The organism is Terriglobia bacterium, from assembly GCA_020072815.1.
Lineage (GTDB): Bacteria > Acidobacteriota > Terriglobia > Terriglobales > Acidobacteriaceae > Angelobacter.
Genome location: JAIQGE010000015.1, coordinates 18,413 through 38,364, shown reverse-complemented (window position 1 = coordinate 38,364; position 19,952 = coordinate 18,413). Strand labels below are relative to the sequence as shown.

The window sequence follows — 19,952 nt, the reverse complement described above, 5'->3', positions numbered from 1 at the left end:
CAAAAACGGCCATTTCTTGCTGATTTACTGGCTCGGTCACCGCAATTTGGGGGTTTTTATGGTTCATTTGCCCTTTGCTCTACTTCTGGCCACTTACCCCTAGATCGAACCACTTTTGTACCACTTCAAACCACTTTCTACCACATCGTACGCCTAACCCTATCTGTGTCAAGGACTATTTTTGGGGTGTCCTGTGGAAATTACAGTTCACCGGGGCGACTCCTGTGCCTTGTGGAAGCGCTTGACGACGAACACTAGATGTAGTGTTTACTCATGGGGTTCTGATCCCCTCGGCTCTCGCACAATCCGTTCCAACCGCGCGTTTGCAGCCGCAATCTGGAGCCGAATGGGGTACGGCAGCGCACTTATCCCACCCAAGTAGCCGAATCCGACCGATTCACCTCGGGCCAAAATAGAAAAGCCCCGGGGAATGCCCCCAGGGCTTCGCTTCGAATTCTCGAGTCAGATTCTACTTGCCGCGCTTGTCGCGACGGATGTCCCGCCGGTCGTGCTTGATGTCCCGTTTGTCGCTGCGCGCATCCCTGCGGTCTTTGCTCAGGTCGCGACGGTCGTTGCGTATGTCGCGTTTGTCAGCGCGCAGGTCGCGCCGGTCGCTGCGGATATCGCGCTTGTCGCGATTGATGTCGCGCTGTTCTTTCCTGGCGTCGCGGACATCGCCGTTTCTCAGGTCCTGGTTGCGCTCGCGGCGGTCGCGGGCCAGGTCACGATTGTCGCGGTTCAGGTCGCGGCGATCGGCGTTGCGGTCGGTGCGATCGGCCCGCAGATCGCGTTTATCGGAGCGGATGTCCCTGCGGTCGCCGCGCAGGTCGCGTTTGTCTTGCCGCACATCTCTGCGGTCATTGCGAAGATCAGAACCGTCGCCCGTGGGTTGGGCAAAAGCCGCGGTCCCCAGTCCCAGAACTGCCAGTGCCATTAGATGAGCCAGATTTCGTCGCATAGTAAAGATCTCTCCCTCGTTCCAAATTCCTCCAGGTGAAAGCGCTATGCGACGTATTAACCCGGCAGAAGGCATTAGTTGCGCAGGACGGGCGGAACCAGGAAGATCGTGATGCGCCGTCATTGAGGCGGTGCACCGTTTATGCGAATGCTGTTTGCTTGCGGTGCTTTAGCAGGGACCCAGTTCCACTGGATACAGAAGCCACATCTGCGGGGCGATTTTGTGGATCCGCTCCACTACATCCACTTTAATATCTTCCGGATGCGAGAGCTGCGGCGGCACAATTTCCACACGATAAAACGTGCCGATCATGCTGAAGACCTGGCGGGCTTTTTGTCCCAGCATCTGTTTTGTTTTGGGATCCTCCAGATTGTAGGCCTGGCGTGATCCGCCGAGCACCCCCAGCACCAGGCCGCCACTACGGCTGGTAAGCGGAAAGAAATTTTCGTCGCCGGTGTTGTACACCATGTCCCCGACGCCCGGCGTGGTGTATGCCAATCCCTGGGACGTGGTGGAGGTCATCGTCCCACCGGCTACCACACTCTTTGTGGCCACCGGGCCCAACGCTAAACCGAACATGCGGATGCGATGCTCTGCCAGGGCCTTGGCGACTGCTTTAGGATTGGCCTTGTGGCTGCCCTCCAGTTCAGCGGCGATGACCACAATCGCGTCACCATTGGCCGGAGCTCCGAACCATTCAATTCCTTCCATCAACGCGTCCAGTGCGCCCACCGTGGCTCCGGATTTGCTGTCCACCTCCTGGGCCAGAACAGAGGTCAAATTGGCGCGTTCTTCGCCAAACTTGGCAGTGCGGTTTGCTCCATGGGTGGCGATCAAAGCAAAAGTGTCGCCGGGACGCCCTGCGGCCATCATGGCATTCACCATTTCGATCTCAACTTTTCTAGTGTTGCTGTTGATCTTCTTGCCGTTGTCTACGACAAACAGCACGCGGCGCGGACCATCATCGAAGCTGACCGACTTGATGGCGATGGCGGACTTGGCGGCGCGCGCCGAGAAGTCGTCCGCGCCGAGTCCACGGAAGCTGTCTCCCGTGGCGCCGATCACACCGACGAAGAACTCGGCTCTACACGCTTGCTGGGAAAGGCTGGAAACCGGGAAAGTAAGAGAAACTATGACGACTAGAAGTAAAAGACGCGAAGCCATGCGGTCCTCCTGGTGATACATACCTAGGATGCAGGGAAACTCGATCCCCTGGGGGATAGGTTCCCTGTGCAAGAAGGCAACCGATTATACCAAGCAGTGGTGGCCTAAGTTTGCTCTCCCAGCCAGACGAGTCCAAAGCCTGAAAACCGGTGTTGGGTTCCTCTTCCTGCCATCGACGAATCACAACCAGTCGCCCTTTTTGAAGACGGTGGCGACAAAGAACCAAGCCTTGGCGGAAGATCCGGAGACTTCCTGAAGGACCGCGAAGAGCTCTGGATGAAACCTGGCGGTCACGCAGAACGTGTGACGGAGAACGTTTCGACATGAAAACATTTGCTGTGTATATGCACGAGGTTGTTGTTCTTATGGCCAATGGCCTAGCGGTCAGGGCCATAAGAACACAGCACCCGGAGGCCGGACGGCCGCCTTAGAAGGTGGCCATTTGACCCATTTTTAGGCACTGGGGAAATAATTATAATTAGCTTATAATCAATAGCTTAAGTGGATTATTAACAGATCACACTTGCACGTGCGCTACTATGTTTGGGTACCAAAGTAACCTTACGAAAGTCATCTGAAATCTACTCGCGTATGACAGCCTGGCAGCCCCCCTTGCCAGGGTAGATGGTTCGGATGCATGCAAGCACTTATGTGTTGATAGGGCCCTTTTTGTCGCTCAAAAAACGAGCGAGCTCACAGCTTGTCCAGGAAGGTGTGGAGTGAGGTTGGCGGAAAAGAAATCACGAGCGGGGTTCAGCCTGACGGAGCTGCTGATCGTTCTGGCGATCATGCTGGTCGTCGGAGGACTTGCTCTCCCCAGCATCTCCCGCGTGGTGGACAACGCCAAACTGAAATCGGCCGCCGAGCAGTTGGCCAGCTTTTATCAGCAGGCCCGCATACGGTCCACCCAGGACAACACCTATTACGAAGTGTTGAGCACGCCGCCGGGCGCGCGTCCAGCGCAGGTTTGCCTGGACCTGGACGGCGATGGACTCTGTGCTCCCACGGAACCGCAAGTGCAGTTGTCTGGGCTGGTCACTTTGAACAACACGGGACTGCCCGTGACCATGGACCAGACCACCTTGGGCTTCACGCCCATCTCCCTGGAAAGCTCCGTGATGTACAACCAGCAGGACCACATGGTGCCGGGCCTGGCCTGGAACGGACGCGGCCTGCCGTGCCAGCGAACATCCACGACGTCCGGTTGCGTGAACTTGATTCCCTCCGGCTCGGTGGCCTGGGTGCAATATTTGCAGATGCAGCGTTCCACGGTGGACATTTCCTACGCCGCGGTCACCGTGAGCCCCACGGGCAGGGTCAAAATATGGGTTTACACGCCGGCCCCAGGCGGTGGAAGAAGTTGGAATTAGGGAAGTTGGTCCAGGAGAAGTTAGTTTAGAAGACGAAATGAAAACAGTGGCGCAAATTCGGTGTTCCAGTTCCCGCGGGCGCTCAGGCGGCTTCACCCTGATCGAACTGCTGATCGCGATGACCATTTTGACGGTAGGGCTGCTAGGGAGCATGGGGATCATCTTTGTGGCCACGGCCAATAACGGACGCTCCAAGCTGAACACCACCGCGGCCACCCTGGCTGAGAGCACCATGGAAAAGATCGTGGCCATTCCGCAGAGCGCAACCGGTCCTGCCGCGATGACGCAGGTCAACGATTGTGCCGGCAACGCTTTTGTTGTGGATACAAATCCCGGCGGCTCGCCGCTAATTGCCCCGGGAGCGTTTGACGCAGCCGTGGACTACACCCAGGCGCCAGTCCCCAATTACTCGATGCAGTATGGCGGGTGCCCGGCAGGTTCGGGTGTACGGTATGACGTGCGCTGGAGAATTGATCCCGGCCCAACGCCGGGTACGCAACTGGTTACGGTGAGCGCCAAAGCCATGGTTGGCAACGCGAGCCCGGCGGCGGTTTTTGCCCGGCCCGTTACTTTGCATAATTATCGGGGGAATTTGTAATGGCGCAGCGCCGTCCATCATCAGCGACCATGGCCAGACAGCGCAGTAGCCGCGCGGCGGCGGGCGTTACCCTGCTGGAGATGTTGATTGCCGTGGCCATCTTCGGCGTCATTACCGCGGCGGTGTTCGAACAGGTTGACAGCATGCAGAAAAGGTCAGCATCGGAAGCCATGAAACTGGACATGAGCCAGCAGGCGCGCGAGTTTCTGGACCAGACGGTGCGCGATCTGCACATGGCCGGCTATCCCAAGTCTTCCATGTATGCCAGCATGCCGGACAACACTGATCCCCGCGTGGCCGCGGGCCTGGTGGCGGTTTCGCCCACGAGCATTCTGATGGAAGGCGACGTCAACCAGGAAGGGCAGGTCTACAGCGTGACCATCGGCTACGTCGCCAGCGATTCCAATGATCCCAATTGCCCCTGCGTACGGCGTTACGCCGTACCCAAGACACCGGGAAGTCCGCTGGCGCAGCCGACAACCATTAACTACACGGAAACCAACCAGGTCTATCCCCCAGGCACCGGCGCGGGACAATCCGGCGAGGACCTGTTTGCGTTTTATGACATCAATGGCAATCCGATAGACGTAACTGGAGGAGTGAACATCTCCACGACAAGCGGTCAAGCCACCATCGCTTCCATCCGTACCATCAAGATCAATCTCAGCCTGGTCACCACGCTTCGTGATCCGGCCAGCGGGGGCTACATGCGAACTTCGATGTCCGCAACCTCAAGGTTGAGCCAATGATGAAAATCGCCATGGCCACAGCAATTCGGACCAGAGAGCGCGGAGCAGCCCTGCTGCTCACGCTGTTTGCGCTGCTTCTGCTGTCAGCGATTGGCTTGTTCATGGTGCTGTCAGCGGACACAGAGACCCGCATTGACGCCAACTACTCGACCAGTTTGAGCACCTATTACGCGGCGCGTTCCGGCGTGGAAGAAGTCCGCGACCGGCTGAAGTATCCCTGGGCCACCAATCCCGCAGGCGGAGGCCTGGCGGATCTGCTGCCGCAAGATGTGGCCGGCAACGCCGGCGGCGTGTTGTACGTGTTGAATCCGGCGGGAGGCGAGGTGGTTGATCCCACCGACCCCAGCAACCGCTATTTTGACACCCAGCTTTGTCATGACTACCCGTCCGGCGTTCCGAACGGGACAAAATGCAACGTGGTGCCTTCGACCGCAGGGTGGAACCTGACGCCGCAAGCTGCCATGACGCCGGCCATCGGCCCCATGGGTTACAAATGGGTCCGCATCAACATGAAGACCAACGGCATTGGTCCTTATCCCGTGGACTCTGCCGCTCTGGCCGGGGCGCGCGTTTGCTGGGACGGACAAACCGAACAAGTCTCGCCCGGCGGCGTGAATCCGGCTTGTGACGCCAACGGCATGCAGACGGTATACATGCTGACCGCGCTGGCAGCCACTCCCGGCCCCGCGGGCTTGAGCGCCAGCAAGGTATTGCGCGCTGAAGTGGCCGCGCCTTCGATTCGCCCTCCTGGGGCCATCACCATGGACGCTCCGGACGCCGCAGTTTTGTTCGGCACCTCGGGCTCAGGCATTCCCAACACGGCGATTGACGGCCGGCCGCATGCCGTGGACGGCTCACTTTCCAGCAGCGGCCGCTGCTCAGCCGTTTCCGCATTGGGATCGGATACCACGCAGACTTCCAGCCGTTTGCAACAGTCGTTGGACGATCTGCGCTTCAACATCGTGACCGTGGCCAATAATTCCTGCAATGCTGATGGCAGCAGCATCGGAAGCAACACCTGCACGCCCGGTTTGTGGTGGGTGCGCGGCACGGACCCAACTCCGCGGTTCATCACCAGCGGAGGCAGCAGCACGACTTCGAGTCCGACTCCGACGCCCACGCCGGCTCCGACTCCGACACCGACGCCGAGCGGAAGTGGAGACCACCACGGTCACGACGGCCATGATTCGACTCCGACACCCACGCCCATGCCAACGCCCACGCCGATCGCGACGCCCACACCGCTGCCGCCAAGCACAAGCTGCGATCCGAGCGACCCGACTTGCTACGCCAATCTCAATCTGGCGGCCCCGGAACTGCTGGCCACCTCAGCTTTCTTTGCGCCTCAGGTGCCCGCCGTGACACTGCCGGTGAACGCCACGTCTCCGTTTGTTGGCGGACCAGGGAACCAGGCAGATTCCACGGTTTACCAGTCAGGCAGCGCCTTGATGATGCAGAATTCCATTGCGGCGCTCAATACGTTCGTCGCCGCCAACAACAGTAAGCCTAACTACTTCGCGGTGTCCGCAGCCAGTCTGGCGCCCAGCTATGGCACCAGCGCCAACCCGGCCATCGTGGTGATCACGGACCCGAACCTAAAGCTCTCGTCCGGAGCAAGCCTGTCTGGGTTCGGCATCCTGGTGGTCCCCAATGATCTGGAAATCAACAACGCTACTTTGCAATGGACAGGACTGGTCCTGGTGCAAGGCACCAATGGCCAGTTCGTAGTTGGCCCAGGCGCCAGCGGTTTTATCAGGGGTGGCTTGTTGTTGCAGTCAGGGACCACTTTGAATTTGCAAACCGCAACGGACCGGGCAACACCGGGCGTCGCCGGCTTCAGCATCGCCTACAGTTGCGATGTGATTGACGTGATCTTTGGGGCGGCGCCGTTCAAAGTTGTGGGCTCTTCGGAGTCATCGCTCTGAGAGATACCGCCGGTGCCTACCCGGCCAGAATTTGGCTGAGCTTCTATCTACAATCATTAGATACAGGGACGCGGAAAATCGCGTCCCTGACTTTTTGCGAGGCTCCCCCGCGCTTGCCCGTCGAGGCGCCGGCGCTGCGCAAAACCTGGCGAGGGGAAATCTAAGCCCGGCGTCCGCTCAGGACGCGAGCCGGAAGGAAAATGATGGAGCGCAGCAGTTCCAGCACCCCGCCCACGGCGATGCCCACGATGCGGAAAGGCAGCAGAATCAACCACACCAAGGGATACAGGACCAGGGCGATCAGGGCCAGCGGCCAGCACACCACCAAAAGGATGCACCACAGCAAAAAAGTCAACATAGAGGCCTCTCCCAAATGTTATACGATGCGCGGCGGCTGGCGGTTCCCTTCCGGCACAAAAGGCCACACCGGGCGTGTGACCGGGCCGGCAGATGATAACCAAAATGCAAACAATGAGATGAGCGCGTGGCAGCCATGATAAAGATTGACTCCGCCAAAACCCGAGACCTACAATAGCGCCGTCCGAAACAAATCCAGAAACGAAAAGTTAGTGCACTTCATCTGCAACGAGGGCCCTTATGCGTCCATTCGCCAGACCGTCCGCAGTTCATCCCTTACGCCGCAAGGCTGAAACTGGTTTGCGAGCGCCGCTCAAGATGCTCGTGGGAATCTGTGTGGCGGCGATCGCCATCACCGCATTTGCCGCCGACCCGTGGAAGGACAAAGAGTACAAAGCCTGGACGATGGAGGACGTGCAGAAGATCCTTTTTGATTCGCCCTGGGTAAAGATGGTGGAAGTTGGAGCGCCGTGGCTCAAAGGCTCCACCCACTTCCTTACGCCCCTGCCGGTGGACTGCAACGGCCGGCCGGAATGGGGCAAGGGGGACAGAACGCCCTCCTCCTGGGCCACGGGAGCTACCGAGTCCATTGTGATCTTTCAGGTCACCTGGCAGTCGTCGCGCACGGTTCGCGCCGCCAAATTCCGCCAGTCTTCGCTGTGCGGCCGCGTGGACCCGGAAAAAGGCGACGATTTGCTGGAAGATACGCCGGACGATTACATCATCATCGTCAATTCGCCGGACATGACACCCTTTGAAGGACTGGACGAGGACGGGCTGATCAAGATTACCAACCTGGTGGATCCCAAGACGCAAAAGAAGATCGCGCCGGAGTCCGTGCTCATCGCCAAGTATGGAGGCCGCACCACGCCCTACCAGCTGACGTTCAAGTTTCCGCGAAAAACGGCAGCCGGGGAACCCGCCATCCCGGCAGACGAAAAAGAGATTGAGTTCTTCAGCCAGGCGGGCAAGGTCAAACTCAAAGCTAAGTTCCAGCTCAGCAAAATGACGGGCAAGAACGGCCCCGATCTGTAACCAGCCGCGGCCCGCGATTGCGCCGTAACTCTTTGCACCTCAGGTTCTTACTGTGGCTGTTTACAAGCCTGGTTCGCCCACCAGTTCCGGCGGTAACTTGCCTGATCCGGCCACTTGGCCCAGAATGCACCCAAGTTCGCTGCAAGTTGTTGTCGCCACTTCCAAGATCGCAAGGCTGATGTGGTTCAGCCTCTACCAGCACGAACAAAGGTCCCCTCACAATTTGAAGTAAGGACTTTTATCATGCGACGCAACAGCTTTGCGCGGAGCTTTGCCTCCGCCACTACACTCGGACTCTTCCTGATGCTTTCTTGCGCGTCCGCAATCGTGCGCGCCGACGACGGAGGGAAACAGCAAGTCCCGGTCATCGAAAAAGTGACGTTCACGTTTGACTCCGGCAATCCCAGCCCGGTGCAAATGGACATTTTCGGCAAAGGCTTTGGCAACGCCTTTCCGCCGGCTGTTGTACTGGATGGGCTGGACCAGTCCGTCCACTCGTTTACGGATACGCACATCACGGTGGCGCCGACTAAGATCGCGCCGGGAAGCTACGTTCTGCGGGTCACCCGCGCCAGCAATCGTCGCGGCGACAAGAAGGGCGACGACGGCGATGACGCTGACAGCAGGACCGCGCAGTTTGACGCCACCATCGGCGCCGTCGGAGCGAAGGGCGACAAAGGCGACAAGGGAGACACCGGCGCGCAGGGAGCGCAAGGCCCCGCCGGTCCGGAAGGCAAGGCTGGCGCGCAGGGACCTGCCGGACCGCAGGGAGCTATCGGGCCCATCGGACCGATCGGCCCTATTGGACCGCAAGGTCCCAAGGGCGACAAAGGTGAGACCGGGCAGCAAGGCCCGCAGGGCCCTCCCGGAAACTCCAGCAATCTTTTTGGCGCGAATACACAAGGAGCAGCTGCTGGCAACGGACGCTCCTGCAACATCGGCGAAATCATTCTGAGTGCCGGCTCGGTTACCTCGGGTGTCCCCGCGGACGGCCAGACATTGCAGATTGCACAGAACCCGGCGTTGTTCAACCAGTTGGGAACCAGGTTTGGCGGCGATGGCAAGACTACCTTCGGCGTCCCTGATCTGCGCAGTGCAGCGCCCAACGGACTTACCTACTCTATCTGCGATAGCGGGATCATACCCACCAAGCGATAGACCCAATTCATAAACCGCAATCGAACTGATTCACCAAAAAAGCCCGCGTTGTCCGCGGGCATTTTTGCGTTTGAGCGTCTGCTTATTCTTAGCGGTTACACGCCAATAATCTCTCCCTTGGCGTTCACGTCCACGCTCATCGCGCGCGAAACCTTGGGCAGTCCGGGCATCAGCATCATGTTGCCGGAGATCACCACCACAAATCCGGCACCGGCGGAGAGCGAGGCGTCGGTCACGTTGAGCGTCCAACCGGTGGGCGCCCCCAGGACCTTGGGATTATCGGTGAACGAATACTGCGTCTTGGCGATGCACACCGGCAGTTTGCTGAAACCCCAGTCCTTGAACTGTTGTAGCTTGGCTTTGGCTTTGTCGCTGAAGTTGACGCCGCCCGCGCCGTAGATGCCGGTGGCCACTTTGGCAATCTTGTCTTCCATGGCGTCTTCCAGCGCGTAGATGGGTTGGACGTTGGGATTGGGGTTCTTCTCAATCGTCTGCACTACTTTTTCGGCGAGCTGCTCGGCGCCGGCGCCGCCTTTGGCGTAGGCTTCGCTCAAGGCGAACTCCGCGCCGTGCTGGGCGCAGTAATCGGCCATGCGCTTTAAGTCGGCGTCGGTGTCATTGGGGAAGCGATTGATCGCCACCACCACCGGAACGCCAAAGTTCTTCAGGTTCTGGATGTGGCGCGCCAGGTTGGGGAAGCCTTTCTCCAGATCGCCTTCACCCTGGTTGCGCAAGCTCTGCACGGTGCTCACCAGCACCGCGCAGGAAGGCGCGATGCCCGACGATCGCATGACAATATCAAAATACTTTTCTGCTCCCAGATCAGCGGCGAATCCGGCTTCATTGACCACGTAGTCGGCCAGGCGGATTCCCATATTGTGGGAGACGATGCTGCTGGTCCCGTGAGCGATATTGCCGAAGGGGCCGGTATGCACCATGGCCGGAGTGCCTTCGGTGGTCTGCACCAGGTTGGGCAGAATGGCCTCAGCCAGCAACGCCATCATGGCTCCGGTGGCCTTCAAATCGGCCGCGCGCACCGGCTTTCCGCTCTTGGAGACGCCCACGACGATGGCGTCCAGCCGGCGCCGCAGATCTTCAAAGCCGCTGGCCAGCGCCATGACGGCCATGACCTCCGACGCCGCGGTGATCACAAAACCTGTGTTGCGTGTGGGCCCGCCCTTCTTCTCGCCGATCTCCACCGTAATGCGGCGCAGCGCGCGGTCATTCATGTCCATGGTGCGCGGCCAGGTGATCTGGTCGGGATCGAGTTGCAGGTCGTTGCCATGAAAGAGGTGGGCGTCCACCAAGGCGGCCAGCAGGTTGTGGGCTGACGTGATCGCGTGAAAGTCGCCATGAAAATGCAGATTGATCTTCTGGCTGGGCTCGATCTGCGAGAGTCCGCCGCCGGCAGCGCCGCCCTTCATACCAAACACCGGCCCCAGCGACGGCTCGCGCGAAGTGATAATGGTCCTGCGGCCAAGGCGCTCCAAACCCTGGGTCAGGCCGATTGAGGTCACGGTCTTGCCTTCTCCCGACGCGGTGGGTGTCGTTGCCGTAACCAGGATCAACTTCCCACGCCGGGGAAATTTGGGGTCGGAAAGAATATCCAAGTTGAGCTTGGCGCCGTGGCGGCCAATGGGCTCGAAATAAGCTTCGGGCAAGTTCAGCTTGGCGGCAATGGACTGAATGGGCAGTAAATTTTGGCTCATAAGCAAACTGTCGAGTCTAAAGCCTGGCAGAGAAACAGACAAGGGCTAAAAGGAAACACGTATAAGGCGCACCCCGGCCGATGATCTAGAAGCCAGAACAGCGTTCATTCGCTTGCAGACTGTTCATCGAACTGAGCTTTTTTGACCAGTCTTCGGCGCCTCCGAAATGAGAAAGTTCTCTGTGAGAACCATTTGCGAGCGAGACCAAGTCTTCGGTCCGCCTTCCGTTCAGGAGAGTTGCGCCGTACAACGGCCTGGCATGCAAATAGAGGAGAGGGAATGTTCTTCGTCAGCAAAGCCGTATGCGCCGGAATCGCCTTGCTGTTGCTGACGACGGGGATTTCAGGACCCGGCCCGCCGATCACTGCGGAGGCCAACTCCAGCAAAGAAATGCCGGCAGCCGGAGATCGAACCGACGTCAAGAAGGTGCAGCAAACTCTGTGGGGCAAAGGACACTACCGCGGAAAGATGGATGGCGTCCTCGGTCTCCGGACCCGGGCGAGCATTCGCGGATTTCAGAAAGCTGAGAACCTGCCGGTTACAGGACAACTTGATGCACTGACGGCGCACAAACTCGGCGTCAGCCCTTTGCGTCGCGAGGAGGTAGTCCGCGATCCTTCGCAGAGCAAGCCTTCAGCACGCGTTCTATGGACGAAGGGTTCTGGTCGCACACCGAAGACTTTGCACAAGGCAGTCAAGACATCTCCGGTTCCTGAAAGCGGCCGCCTGGGCCGCGAGAAGCCGATTGCGCCAGAGAACGACTGACCAGAACAAAGGATCTCTCTGACGAACGACTCAAGGGGTGATGGTGCGCCCGGAGAGATTCGAACTCCCGGCCTGTTGCTTCGGAGGCATGAAAGCGTGAGCAGCCAAAAATAGTTGCTCGTCAAATCAAATCAATCACTTACCCCCAACTTACGCTCGCACGGAAGGTATCGCCAAGGTTGCAGAAGTGGCTGGAAGTTGACAGCCAGTTGTCGCCGTATGGCACATTTACGGCACACACCGATCGCCGTGTGCCTGAATGACAGCTGGACCGCTTATTCCTTTTGGAAAATCGGATAACGGCGCTTCTTCCGCAACGTGTCCTGCACCTGCCCGTGACGACGCCAGGTTTTGGGCAATGGCTGAATCTCAATTCTCGGAAAATCGCGGACGTATCTCGCCGGATTCGGAACCAAGAAATCAACAAAATGGCCAGAGCGTTTCCTCCCATAATTCCCCCACGGTTACACATATGCGAGACCAACTTGTTCCCTGGCTGGTGGGTGACCTCCGGCCGCACCCGAGTTATGCGCGACTCGGCATTAAGGTTCCCGCATCCAGGCTGAATGCGCTGCTCGAAGTCCTTAAGACTGGCGATCAGGAAATCGTGCGAGCACTGTGCAACGGAGAGATCAAGATCGATAGGGCTTGGAGATGGTCCAAAGAATCACGCATCTGCCAGTGCGAGAGTTTGAAGCTTTATAGGCGACATCGCGGCATGGAGAGAGTTGCAGAAAAGCTGGTTGCGCGGCAGGTGAAGAAGCTGAAGTCTAAACGCCGATCAGCAAGCCGGTGGAAGAATGCAACTTTGAGCGAGACTGTAAGCCGGTTGGGCTCTCTGGCACCAGAAGCGCTCGGCGCCGTGGACGTGATCTTCATCAAGGCATCGGTGCCAATCCTTGCCCTTTCAGAAGACATAGCCCAACGTCTTGGATTTCGGGAGGAGGCCCTTCCATGTCCTTAGAAGAACCGATGAAGCAGATCCTTAAGGACGCGCGATCTGCCTGGGATCACGACGGTACTCGCGCGTGCGTCCGCGAAAGCTTCAGGAAGATGATCGCATGCAGAACTCCCGCGTTGGGCTGGCAAATCTATGCCTCTGAAACGGAGGTACGACGCGTCTATTTCACATGTAAAGTGCGGTCCTGCCCTAGCTGCGGTTATCGAGCGACGCTTCAATGGCAACGGGAGCAGTGGACCCAGCTCCCGGATGTCCCCTATGCCGGACTTGTCTTTACCATGCCCGATGTTTTCTGGGGTATTTTTAAACAAAACCGGCACTTGCTGCATGACCTCCCTACCATGGGCGGTGAAGCGGTATTGCAGTGGATGAAAGACAAGTATGGAATACGGCCGCTTATCCTGGTGGTGCAGCACACTTTCGGGCGGCACCTGAATTTCAATACGCACCTTCATATGCTGGTCTCCGCCGGCGGCCTTTCGGAAGTGGAAAGCCGCTGGATAGAAGGATTGACCCTCAATCCGGTGGGCTTCATGAAGTTGTGGAAACATGGCGTCATCACATATCTCCGCCTGGCTCTTGAGGCAGGAATACTGAAATCAGACTTGAAAAGCTGGGAGTTGCGAGAACTACTTGCAGACAAATACGAAGTCGGCTGGCATGTTGATATGCAAGAACGTATTTCAAAAAGCCATTTCTTGGGGTATGCAGCCCGCTATATCCGGAGGCCTCCCATTGCGCAACATCGTTTCCAGGAAATCGACGGGCCGACGGTTAAATTCTTGACCAAAGACACTGCCACCAAAGAGACCGTTTTGGACGAGCTGACTAAAGAGGAATTCATCCAGATTCTAGCGGATCACGTACCCGATAAATACGTGCATTCCGTCCGCTACTACGGTTTGCTGGCGCCTCGCTCCCGGAGCCGTGTTTTCGCCATCATGTTCAAGCTGCTGGGCCAAACCCGACGCCCCCGCCCACGCCGATTGTCTTGGGCAGAGATGATCATGAAGTATTTTGGGAGAAATCCGCGGATTGATAGTCGCGGCCAACCGATGCAATATGTTGGCCAGTACTGTCCGGTTGCAGCGTAGCGCGAGCTAACATTCAACTGTCCCAAGAATCGGGGAAAGCTCTGTCTTTTTGGATCCTTATGTGAGATCGGAAACAGAACTAATGACGATTCACATTCATTTTTCGTCTCGCCGCCCATCACATTAAGACAAACCCTCTTCTTGAGCGCACTCCGCAGGTTTGAAATGAATTCTTGTTTTTCCTATAGATGAACACAAGGACAACTCATCTGGCGGAATGTGACTGAAATGAGTTCTTATCTTTCCTATATATCAAGGCACGACGCTATCATGGCGACATAACCCCAAGAATTTGAGCATTTATTTCTTTCTGATGCGTACGCCCGGACTCTCGTCATTGAGGAACTGGATTCCTGCTTTTTCCAGCGCCTGCTGGACTTGGGAGAGTGTGGAGGTACGCGAGCCGATTTGGCCGCTGAAAGACTCCATACGGCGGATAGTGCCAATGGCGACGCGAGAGCGCTTCGCCAGTTCGATTTGTTCCCAGCCGAGCAAGACCCGTGCGGCGCGCAACTGTCTTCCAGTGATCACGAAGCGACCGTAACACGGAGGCGCTCGCAACCCCAAGAAACGGAATTCCATAACTATATAGTTGATTACCATAATCAAATTGTGAGATCATTTCCAGGCTATGAAATCCAGGTTCTTTAACGTTCTTTTAGACCTGCTGTTCGATGCTCTTTTCTGGCTCCTGAGGGTAAAAGACAACGGCCCCGACATTCCCGTCTCCGCCTCCCCCGAGCGAGCGCAAGCCGGCTCCCGGAGCATCTTTGTTAGAGGCGACCATGGCTGATCGTGACGCCGCCGGGAAACTGCGCATTTATCATACGATCTATCGCCTCAATCTCTCATTCGCCAACATCGTCGCGAATTGCCGCGCTCTGGGGGAATCCGGGATCTTGAGCCCGAAGTTCACCCGGCTCTACCAGTCCTATGCCCAGGAACTGCAGGCGGAAATCAACGAGGACGTGATGATCGCCATGGACGAAGTTGAGTCCCACGACCAGTTTCGGTTCGGCAAAGCGAGGCTGGCGCGGGAGAAGGAACTGCGCGACCCGGACGATGTTTTTATCCACGCCGAGGAGCGGCGTAGGGAATTGGCAAGACAAGGCAAGAAACCACCCGCTTTGAAAAGGAGCAAAACACTTCGCTCGCAACCGGGTACTGCCCGCAAGTCAAAACGGTCCTCATCTCACTCCGCTGCTCGACGCTTGCGCAGATGATGACCCAACCCCGCCACAAGCTGCTCTGGAGTGACGCCGCACGAGTCGCATACGCGCAACAGCGTGAAGAGGGTGCTCGAGCTCCGGCCTCAATCATCTGCCAGTGAGCCAGGCTGAAGCGGTACCCAATCATGTCCTCCTGGCGCAATTTGCGTTCCGTCCTTACGTCCGGAATCGCGAGCAATTGCCATAGTCTGCTCCCTAAATCGATGATCCACCCGCGAGGATTGGGTGGTGGCTTTCTAGGGCATTTTATTCATATCACGGGCCGGACAGAGCAGATTTGTGGGAGGGGTTGCCGGCAGATCTGAAGTTCCGAACTGTGACTTAGCAAAGTGCTTCTTAAACCAGACGCTCTATCAGTTCGACTCGGCGGTTGCGCCCGAGGAGGCGAGGCGGAGTTAAAATTCGGGCAGAGGTGGGCCAGACGATTCTCACGCTCTTGCTCGACGGTGCGTCCAAACACGTCGGGGCTAAAACAGTCTGAAATAGCTTTAGGAATAACGTCTCATCGAGTATTCTGACCCGAATCTTGAAAGGGTGAGGTCGCAAGCCTGTGGATTTACCTAAGCGTTCTCAACATACAACTCTCTGGCTCATCAGTTTTAGTGTGGGGGTCGTCTGGTGCATTGGTTCGGCTGCTCTCTGGCTCGGATCGTCCTTCAAAACCGTCGTTGAGGTTGGGGCGCTGATTCTCGCAGCGATTAATGCCAGTGTGAATGAACTGAGACCTTCTTCGGAGTCCGCGGACAAGGAGCAAAAGTGGGAAACGGTCATTCTGCGACGCCTGTTGCAGGTCAATGGGTTTACAAAAGCTGCCACACTTGTATTGTTTTCCGCTGCTCTGGCAATAACCAGCTCTGCCGCCTACGACTCGTATCGTGACCTCAAAATGCGCGACGTGGAGGGTCTGGTGGTAAGCGCCACCAAGCAACCAATCAATGGGGCTCTGGTTAATCTCCTACGCAACGGCCAAATCGAGCACACAATGACCACCACAGACGGGAGATTCCGATTTGAGAAGGTTGATCTACGTGGGCTGCAAATCGGGCAGCTCGTTGTCGAGGTTCAGTACAAGGATATAAAAAGCAGAACGCCTGTTGACTTCCTGAATCGGAAGCCGAATGAGATGTTGATCACTATGCCCCAGGGAACGCCGCCTTTTCGTCTGTTTTATTTCGATGTAGACGGTATGGCGATCGATTTCTTGATGAAAGGCGAAATCGACGTTGCTTGGGACAAACGGCTTGGTGGACATCCCTTCCTGGTCCCCAACCACGTGTACAACGAGATGAGTTCCTTGGTTAGGAGCTTCTCCGAACCGATGGGTGCTCCATTCGAATCCAACCAGGAGAATCGGGCCAGAGTCGAGATCACTGGCGGGGCGACCGTGGATTGGATGGACTTCCGCCGTAAGAACGAAGGGAAGATGTTTTTCAGCGGGAGCCCGCCCAGCATATCTTGGTTTCGCCAGGCGACTACAGCGGACGTTGCTTCCTTAAACACAAGTTCTGACGAATGGCACCTTGAAATCGTGCCGGAACGGCTTCTAGACGGCACACATGGCTCGGTGCTATTCGAGCCCGGCTCCTCCTCCGGCATGGTTCGGTTCAATCCGGCGTTCTTCTTCTGGAGGTTTGCAACGGGGGAGGATTTGCGACGCTTTGCAGGGGAGCATTCTTTGCTCATGCAACAGGCCGGTCATTCCATGCCGCTGGAGTTCGCAGCGGTCGCACTCATTCCCGCGAATCGGCCTGATCAAGGAGGATGCGAGGAGGAATGGTTGATAGCTTTTGTCGCGCGGCCAACCAAGCTCCGAGTCGTCACTTTGGAGAATACTTCCTCTTCGCCCCTCAGGATTGGGCCCGCCAGCATAAGGGAGCATAGCCCCCAGGGATTGCGTGAATTTCCTGCCGACCAGGCTGCTTTGCGATCTACTACATCGAAACTGACGACTCTCATTCCACAGGGGATTCTTGCACCGGGGGAAAAAATAATAGTCCCGCTTGCAGTCGTGCTCGCAGCTAAGGAACCTGCCTTTGGATTCGGCAGGACTCTTCCGACTGCTCAAAGGAGGGACTTGCGCTCGCAGATTCAGAGCGTTACGCACGTCGAACTGCCGAGCTTCCCCGCACCTGGCGCCGCCCATCCACATCCTGTGGTTCTTCCATCTGGCGTCTTCGACCACTATTTAACTCAAGAGAATCCCGACCCGGCTTTCGGTAAGGTCTTTGTTACGGGCACATCGCTGATGCTGGATGACATTGAGGTGGACGGATTTGTCTACCCAGTGAGGCAGTACGACCCGGAGGTGTTCGCGATCTGGGAAGGTGGGGGTGGCGTCGGCAGTTGCCCATATATCTACGCAAAGTCGCGGGGAACGGACTTATGGGAAAGACAAGGACACATTCTGTACGGTTTCAACAGCTCTCACAAAGAATCAACCGATGAGATCAGTCTAGCTGATTTCGATGGAACTGTTCTGATCAGAGAAGAGGACCCTGAAGTCTCATACATCGATCAGCTCTTCGTACGCGAAATGACAGCAGAAGGGAAAACCAGAATCTTACTGCCGGATCTCAGCACCCTTCAGGATCAGGACGGACAGTATGTCCAATTGCGGCGAGGCGAAAGCCTACTCGTTCATTTTCCAGGTTTTTTCCCCGTTTCAGGTTCTCGCTACAGTGTAGTCGCACATGGATATTACGTGCCGGATTGGAAGCGCAACCAGTAATGGCCGCTGCGGGGCCCTGTGACACGATGTGCTAAGCTTTCTGGCCAATCCGATCTCGGCGCCAGCCGACCAGAAAACGCCAGCGCTAAGTTCTCTTGGGAGAAGCGTGGTGCTGCTTGGACGCCGCTCGCCCCCGATCTCCCAGATGCCCGTTTCTGGGTTGCCGACGACACACCCGGAGGCGGGAACCAACCTTGGCGTTTCCCAGAAGCCTTAGGGCTGTATCGGAAGCGCCGCAGCGCGAAAAGGCAGCACGATTTTGATGTGGGGGCGCTTTTCAATACCGCGGCTTGAAGGAAGCCGCTTTGTTCGCGGCGGGAGCTATGGGATTTCAATCGACTTTGTTTCGCAAGTCGTTGGAAGGAAGGGTAGTTGCGTGGCGCCTCTCAAATCGAATTTCATCGACATAAGCGTAAAGCCCGGCTCAATGATCGCCTCATCGTAACGCGAGGCACAACATTCTTCAAGGCTGCCTACTCCTGAATTTCTCTCGGATCTCCGATGTCGCTTGCTGCACGCACGTGATAGCGTCCGCCGCGAAGCGGCTTCGTTCAAGCCCGTTTCTGGACCGCGAATAGCACTTTGACACGAGCCAAACATTCGGCTTGTCGTGAAATTCACGGCCACACCCCGGTAGTGGTGCAGTTTGATCAAACTGACCCACTACCCGCACCCCGCTCAGGTTCGTTGTCTCTTCCGGGAATGATAGCGTTCCAAGGATCAGTTGGTTCCAGTGGCTGTCCCGTCGATGTAGGCTATCGCCTTGTCCCATGCTTTGTTGGCAACAGCGCGTCCCAGGGCGCGCCCGGCCAGATCATCTTCCTCGTAATGGATGCCCCCATAACGCCGCGACATGCCCGCCTGGTCCGCCGCGTCTGAAAACGTTGGCCACGAGAGCGTTACGGGTGCCGAGGGTGTGAGCCCAACCTCAATCAAGGACGTTCCCGGCCCAGCGATGAAAGATTCACCGAATTGGTCACTGCCCGTAAATCGCTTCAGAATTTCCGCGCCCGCGGCGCTGAACGCGCTATGGCCAGAGACATAGCTGGCGAAAGGTGGCGTGGGCAGGTAGCTCCTGAAGTCTTTACCGTACACGGTTCTTACTCCCAGCCCCGGTCCAGCCCAGGCTTGTATCTGCCTTGTACTCAGGAGCGCGCGCACTACACTCACCGGACGAATTAAATCCGTGCAACGTTTCGCGTCCCAGGCGGCGATCCCTGCGTCCATGAGGGCGTTCGCCAGAATGAAAAAGAGCTTGACGTCCTGATCAAGGCTCTGGTGGTCGCGCTGCGAGACCTGTTGCGCAAAGACCATCCAGTGTCCGGGTGGAGTTACGGTTGAGGCGCCGTCGGCCCAATACTCCGCTATTACTTTCTCCGTATCGCCCAGGTGGGCGCTTAAATCCACCACATCCAGGGTTTGTTTCCAGTAACGGGGAGAGGGATAGCGAGCAGGCCCCTGGGCCAGCATGACATCGCGGAACTGAGCGCCAGAAGTCAGCCCAAATGGCGTGACCATGGCCCAGTGCGGCAAGAGCCATCTCTGCGGAGTCCCATTAACCAGCAGCGGTTGCCAACGGTTCTGGTCTATCAGGACCTCAGAGGTATTGGCCGGAGTGAAACCGGTGTAGTCAGAATAGGCGCCGGGACGCCGGTCGCCGAGCTGGTTCGCCCCGTCGCGATGTCGAAACTCTAGCACCGCGTCACAGGCGCTTTTGCCAATGCCGCTGGGCGTGCCGGCGTCCGCGGCCTCCGCAGGATTAAATCCCAGAGCCTGCATGAGAGGATCCATATTTGTAGGCCTCTGCCCCGGAAAGAGATCATCCAAGGCACGGTAGGCCGCGAAGCTTATCGCCTTTTTCTTGTTGGCCGCAGTGCGCTCAGCCTGCGGGCGGCGCAGGCTACCGCCGAGTCTTGTTCCTACAGCAACGTCATCATAGGCTGCCCATGCATCGAACATGCAGGTGTGGACGATGGCCATGGCCCGTGCCGCCACGGGAGGCGAAGTTCTGGTGTTCCGTATGGCAGCGAGTGCGGCCTGGTTCCAGAGAACTACAACGCTCTGCTGGCGCGGCGCCTGCGGCCACGCTAGCGTGGGGACCAACACCAAGGCAAGGATCGCGATGTTCGCCATCGCGATCCTCCGTCCTGGA

General features: G+C 57.5%; 16 protein-coding genes and 1 pseudogene. 11 read left to right on the top strand and 6 right to left on the bottom strand.

The features are described 5' to 3' along the window. Nucleotides 1-469: 469 nt before the first annotated feature. On the bottom strand, nt 470-934 hold the full coding sequence (locus LAO20_17945; protein ID MBZ5533315.1) for a hypothetical protein: 465 nt from the start codon (nt 932-934) through the stop codon (nt 470-472). A 192-nt stretch (nt 935-1,126) separates the two neighbouring features. Further along, nucleotides 1,127-2,122, bottom strand: a complete 996-nt coding sequence (locus tag LAO20_17940) for a hypothetical protein (protein MBZ5533314.1) — start codon at nt 2,120-2,122, stop codon at nt 1,127-1,129. A 719-nt stretch (nt 2,123-2,841) separates the two neighbouring features. On the opposite strand from LAO20_17940, the gene LAO20_17935 reads away from it, so the two are divergent. The 4 genes and pseudogenes from LAO20_17935 to LAO20_17920 all read left to right on the top strand — a co-directional run bounded on the left by LAO20_17935 (nt 2,842) and on the right by LAO20_17920 (nt 6,089). Beyond that, nucleotides 2,842-3,492, top strand: a complete 651-nt coding sequence (locus LAO20_17935) for a prepilin-type N-terminal cleavage/methylation domain-containing protein (protein MBZ5533313.1) — start codon at nt 2,842-2,844, stop codon at nt 3,490-3,492. 37 nt (nt 3,493-3,529) lie between these two features. Beyond that, a complete protein-coding gene (locus tag LAO20_17930) occupies nt 3,530-4,090 on the top strand; it encodes a prepilin-type N-terminal cleavage/methylation domain-containing protein (protein MBZ5533312.1) in 561 nt (186 codons plus the stop codon). 29 nt (nt 4,091-4,119) lie between these two features. Next, complete coding sequence (locus LAO20_17925; protein ID MBZ5533311.1) at nt 4,120-4,839, top strand: prepilin-type N-terminal cleavage/methylation domain-containing protein; 720 nt, start codon at nt 4,120-4,122, stop codon at nt 4,837-4,839. Between the two features lie 1,088 nt (nt 4,840-5,927). After that, a pseudogene (locus LAO20_17920) lies at nt 5,928-6,089 on the top strand (type III secretion system needle length determinant). An 835-nt stretch (nt 6,090-6,924) separates the two neighbouring features. On the opposite strand, the gene LAO20_17915 reads toward LAO20_17920, so the two are convergent. Beyond that, a complete protein-coding gene (locus LAO20_17915) occupies nt 6,925-7,122 on the bottom strand; it encodes a hypothetical protein (GenBank protein ID MBZ5533310.1) in 198 nt (65 codons plus the stop codon). 299 nt (nt 7,123-7,421) lie between these two features. Here LAO20_17915 and LAO20_17910 point away from each other — a divergent pair, with 299 nt between their 5' ends. Next, nucleotides 7,422-8,156 carry a hypothetical protein gene (locus LAO20_17910; GenBank protein MBZ5533309.1) on the top strand — a complete coding sequence of 245 codons (735 nt, stop codon included), beginning with the start codon at nt 7,422-7,424 and terminating at the stop codon, nt 8,154-8,156. 243 nt (nt 8,157-8,399) lie between these two features. Next, nucleotides 8,400-9,314 carry a tail fiber protein gene (locus LAO20_17905; protein MBZ5533308.1) on the top strand — a complete coding sequence of 305 codons (915 nt, stop codon included), beginning with the start codon at nt 8,400-8,402 and terminating at the stop codon, nt 9,312-9,314. 95 nt (nt 9,315-9,409) lie between these two features. Here LAO20_17905 and LAO20_17900 read toward each other — a convergent pair whose 3' ends face one another. Further along, nucleotides 9,410-11,023 carry a formate--tetrahydrofolate ligase gene (locus LAO20_17900; protein ID MBZ5533307.1) on the bottom strand — a complete coding sequence of 538 codons (1,614 nt, stop codon included), beginning with the start codon at nt 11,021-11,023 and terminating at the stop codon, nt 9,410-9,412. A 279-nt stretch (nt 11,024-11,302) separates the two neighbouring features. Here LAO20_17900 and LAO20_17895 point away from each other — a divergent pair, with 279 nt between their 5' ends. The 3 genes from LAO20_17895 to LAO20_17885 all read left to right on the top strand — a co-directional run bounded on the left by LAO20_17895 (nt 11,303) and on the right by LAO20_17885 (nt 13,843). Next, nucleotides 11,303-11,788 (top strand): peptidoglycan-binding protein, encoded by a 486-nt coding sequence (locus tag LAO20_17895; GenBank protein MBZ5533306.1) that lies wholly within the window; start codon nt 11,303-11,305, stop codon nt 11,786-11,788. 358 nt (nt 11,789-12,146) lie between these two features. Beyond that, a complete protein-coding gene (locus tag LAO20_17890) occupies nt 12,147-12,752 on the top strand; it encodes a hypothetical protein (GenBank protein ID MBZ5533305.1) in 606 nt (201 codons plus the stop codon). Then, nucleotides 12,743-13,843 (top strand): transposase, encoded by a 1,101-nt coding sequence (locus tag LAO20_17885; GenBank protein ID MBZ5533304.1) that lies wholly within the window; start codon nt 12,743-12,745, stop codon nt 13,841-13,843. Before LAO20_17890 ends, LAO20_17885 begins: the two co-directional genes overlap by 10 nt. 300 nt (nt 13,844-14,143) lie before the next feature. Here the strand turns inward: LAO20_17885 and LAO20_17880 are convergent, their stop codons facing one another. After that, nucleotides 14,144-14,425 carry a transcriptional regulator gene (locus tag LAO20_17880; protein ID MBZ5533303.1) on the bottom strand — a complete coding sequence of 94 codons (282 nt, stop codon included), beginning with the start codon at nt 14,423-14,425 and terminating at the stop codon, nt 14,144-14,146. A gap of 203 nt (nt 14,426-14,628) precedes the next feature. On the opposite strand from LAO20_17880, the gene LAO20_17875 reads away from it, so the two are divergent. Together LAO20_17875 and LAO20_17870 are read left to right on the top strand one after the other, a co-directional pair. Then, on the top strand, nt 14,629-15,066 hold the full coding sequence (locus LAO20_17875) for a hypothetical protein (GenBank protein ID MBZ5533302.1): 438 nt from the start codon (nt 14,629-14,631) through the stop codon (nt 15,064-15,066). Between the two features lie 556 nt (nt 15,067-15,622). Beyond that, the gene (locus LAO20_17870; protein ID MBZ5533301.1) at nt 15,623-17,800 is read left to right on the top strand and encodes a carboxypeptidase-like regulatory domain-containing protein; all 2,178 of its coding nucleotides are present in this window, start codon (nt 15,623-15,625) and stop codon (nt 17,798-17,800) included. A 720-nt stretch (nt 17,801-18,520) separates the two neighbouring features. Here LAO20_17870 and LAO20_17865 read toward each other — a convergent pair. Continuing rightward, nucleotides 18,521-19,933 (bottom strand): vanadium-dependent haloperoxidase, encoded by a 1,413-nt coding sequence (locus LAO20_17865; GenBank protein ID MBZ5533300.1) that lies wholly within the window; start codon nt 19,931-19,933, stop codon nt 18,521-18,523. Between the last annotated feature and the right edge of the window lie 19 nt (nt 19,934-19,952).

Excerpts from the sequence above, each read along its gene's own strand:
- LAO20_17945 (MBZ5533315.1), bottom strand. The coding sequence starts at position 934 with ATGGCACTGGCAGTTCTGGGACTGGGGACCGCGGCTTTTGCCCAACCC.
- LAO20_17940 (MBZ5533314.1), bottom strand. The coding sequence starts at position 2,122 with ATGGCTTCGCGTCTTTTACTTCTAGTCGTCATAGTTTCTCTTACTTTC.
- LAO20_17930 (MBZ5533312.1), top strand. The coding sequence starts at position 3,530 with ATGAAAACAGTGGCGCAAATTCGGTGTTCCAGTTCCCGCGGGCGCTCA.
- LAO20_17925 (MBZ5533311.1), top strand. The coding sequence starts at position 4,120 with ATGGCCAGACAGCGCAGTAGCCGCGCGGCGGCGGGCGTTACCCTGCTG.
- LAO20_17915 (MBZ5533310.1), bottom strand. The coding sequence starts at position 7,122 with ATGTTGACTTTTTTGCTGTGGTGCATCCTTTTGGTGGTGTGCTGGCCG.
- LAO20_17905 (MBZ5533308.1), top strand. The coding sequence starts at position 8,400 with ATGCGACGCAACAGCTTTGCGCGGAGCTTTGCCTCCGCCACTACACTC.
- LAO20_17900 (MBZ5533307.1), bottom strand. The coding sequence starts at position 11,023 with ATGAGCCAAAATTTACTGCCCATTCAGTCCATTGCCGCCAAGCTGAAC.
- LAO20_17895 (MBZ5533306.1), top strand. The coding sequence starts at position 11,303 with ATGTTCTTCGTCAGCAAAGCCGTATGCGCCGGAATCGCCTTGCTGTTG.
- LAO20_17890 (MBZ5533305.1), top strand. The coding sequence starts at position 12,147 with ATGGCTGAATCTCAATTCTCGGAAAATCGCGGACGTATCTCGCCGGAT.
- LAO20_17885 (MBZ5533304.1), top strand. The coding sequence starts at position 12,743 with ATGTCCTTAGAAGAACCGATGAAGCAGATCCTTAAGGACGCGCGATCT.
- LAO20_17880 (MBZ5533303.1), bottom strand. The coding sequence starts at position 14,425 with ATGGAATTCCGTTTCTTGGGGTTGCGAGCGCCTCCGTGTTACGGTCGC.
- LAO20_17875 (MBZ5533302.1), top strand. The coding sequence starts at position 14,629 with ATGGCTGATCGTGACGCCGCCGGGAAACTGCGCATTTATCATACGATC.
- LAO20_17865 (MBZ5533300.1), bottom strand. The coding sequence starts at position 19,933 with ATGGCGAACATCGCGATCCTTGCCTTGGTGTTGGTCCCCACGCTAGCG.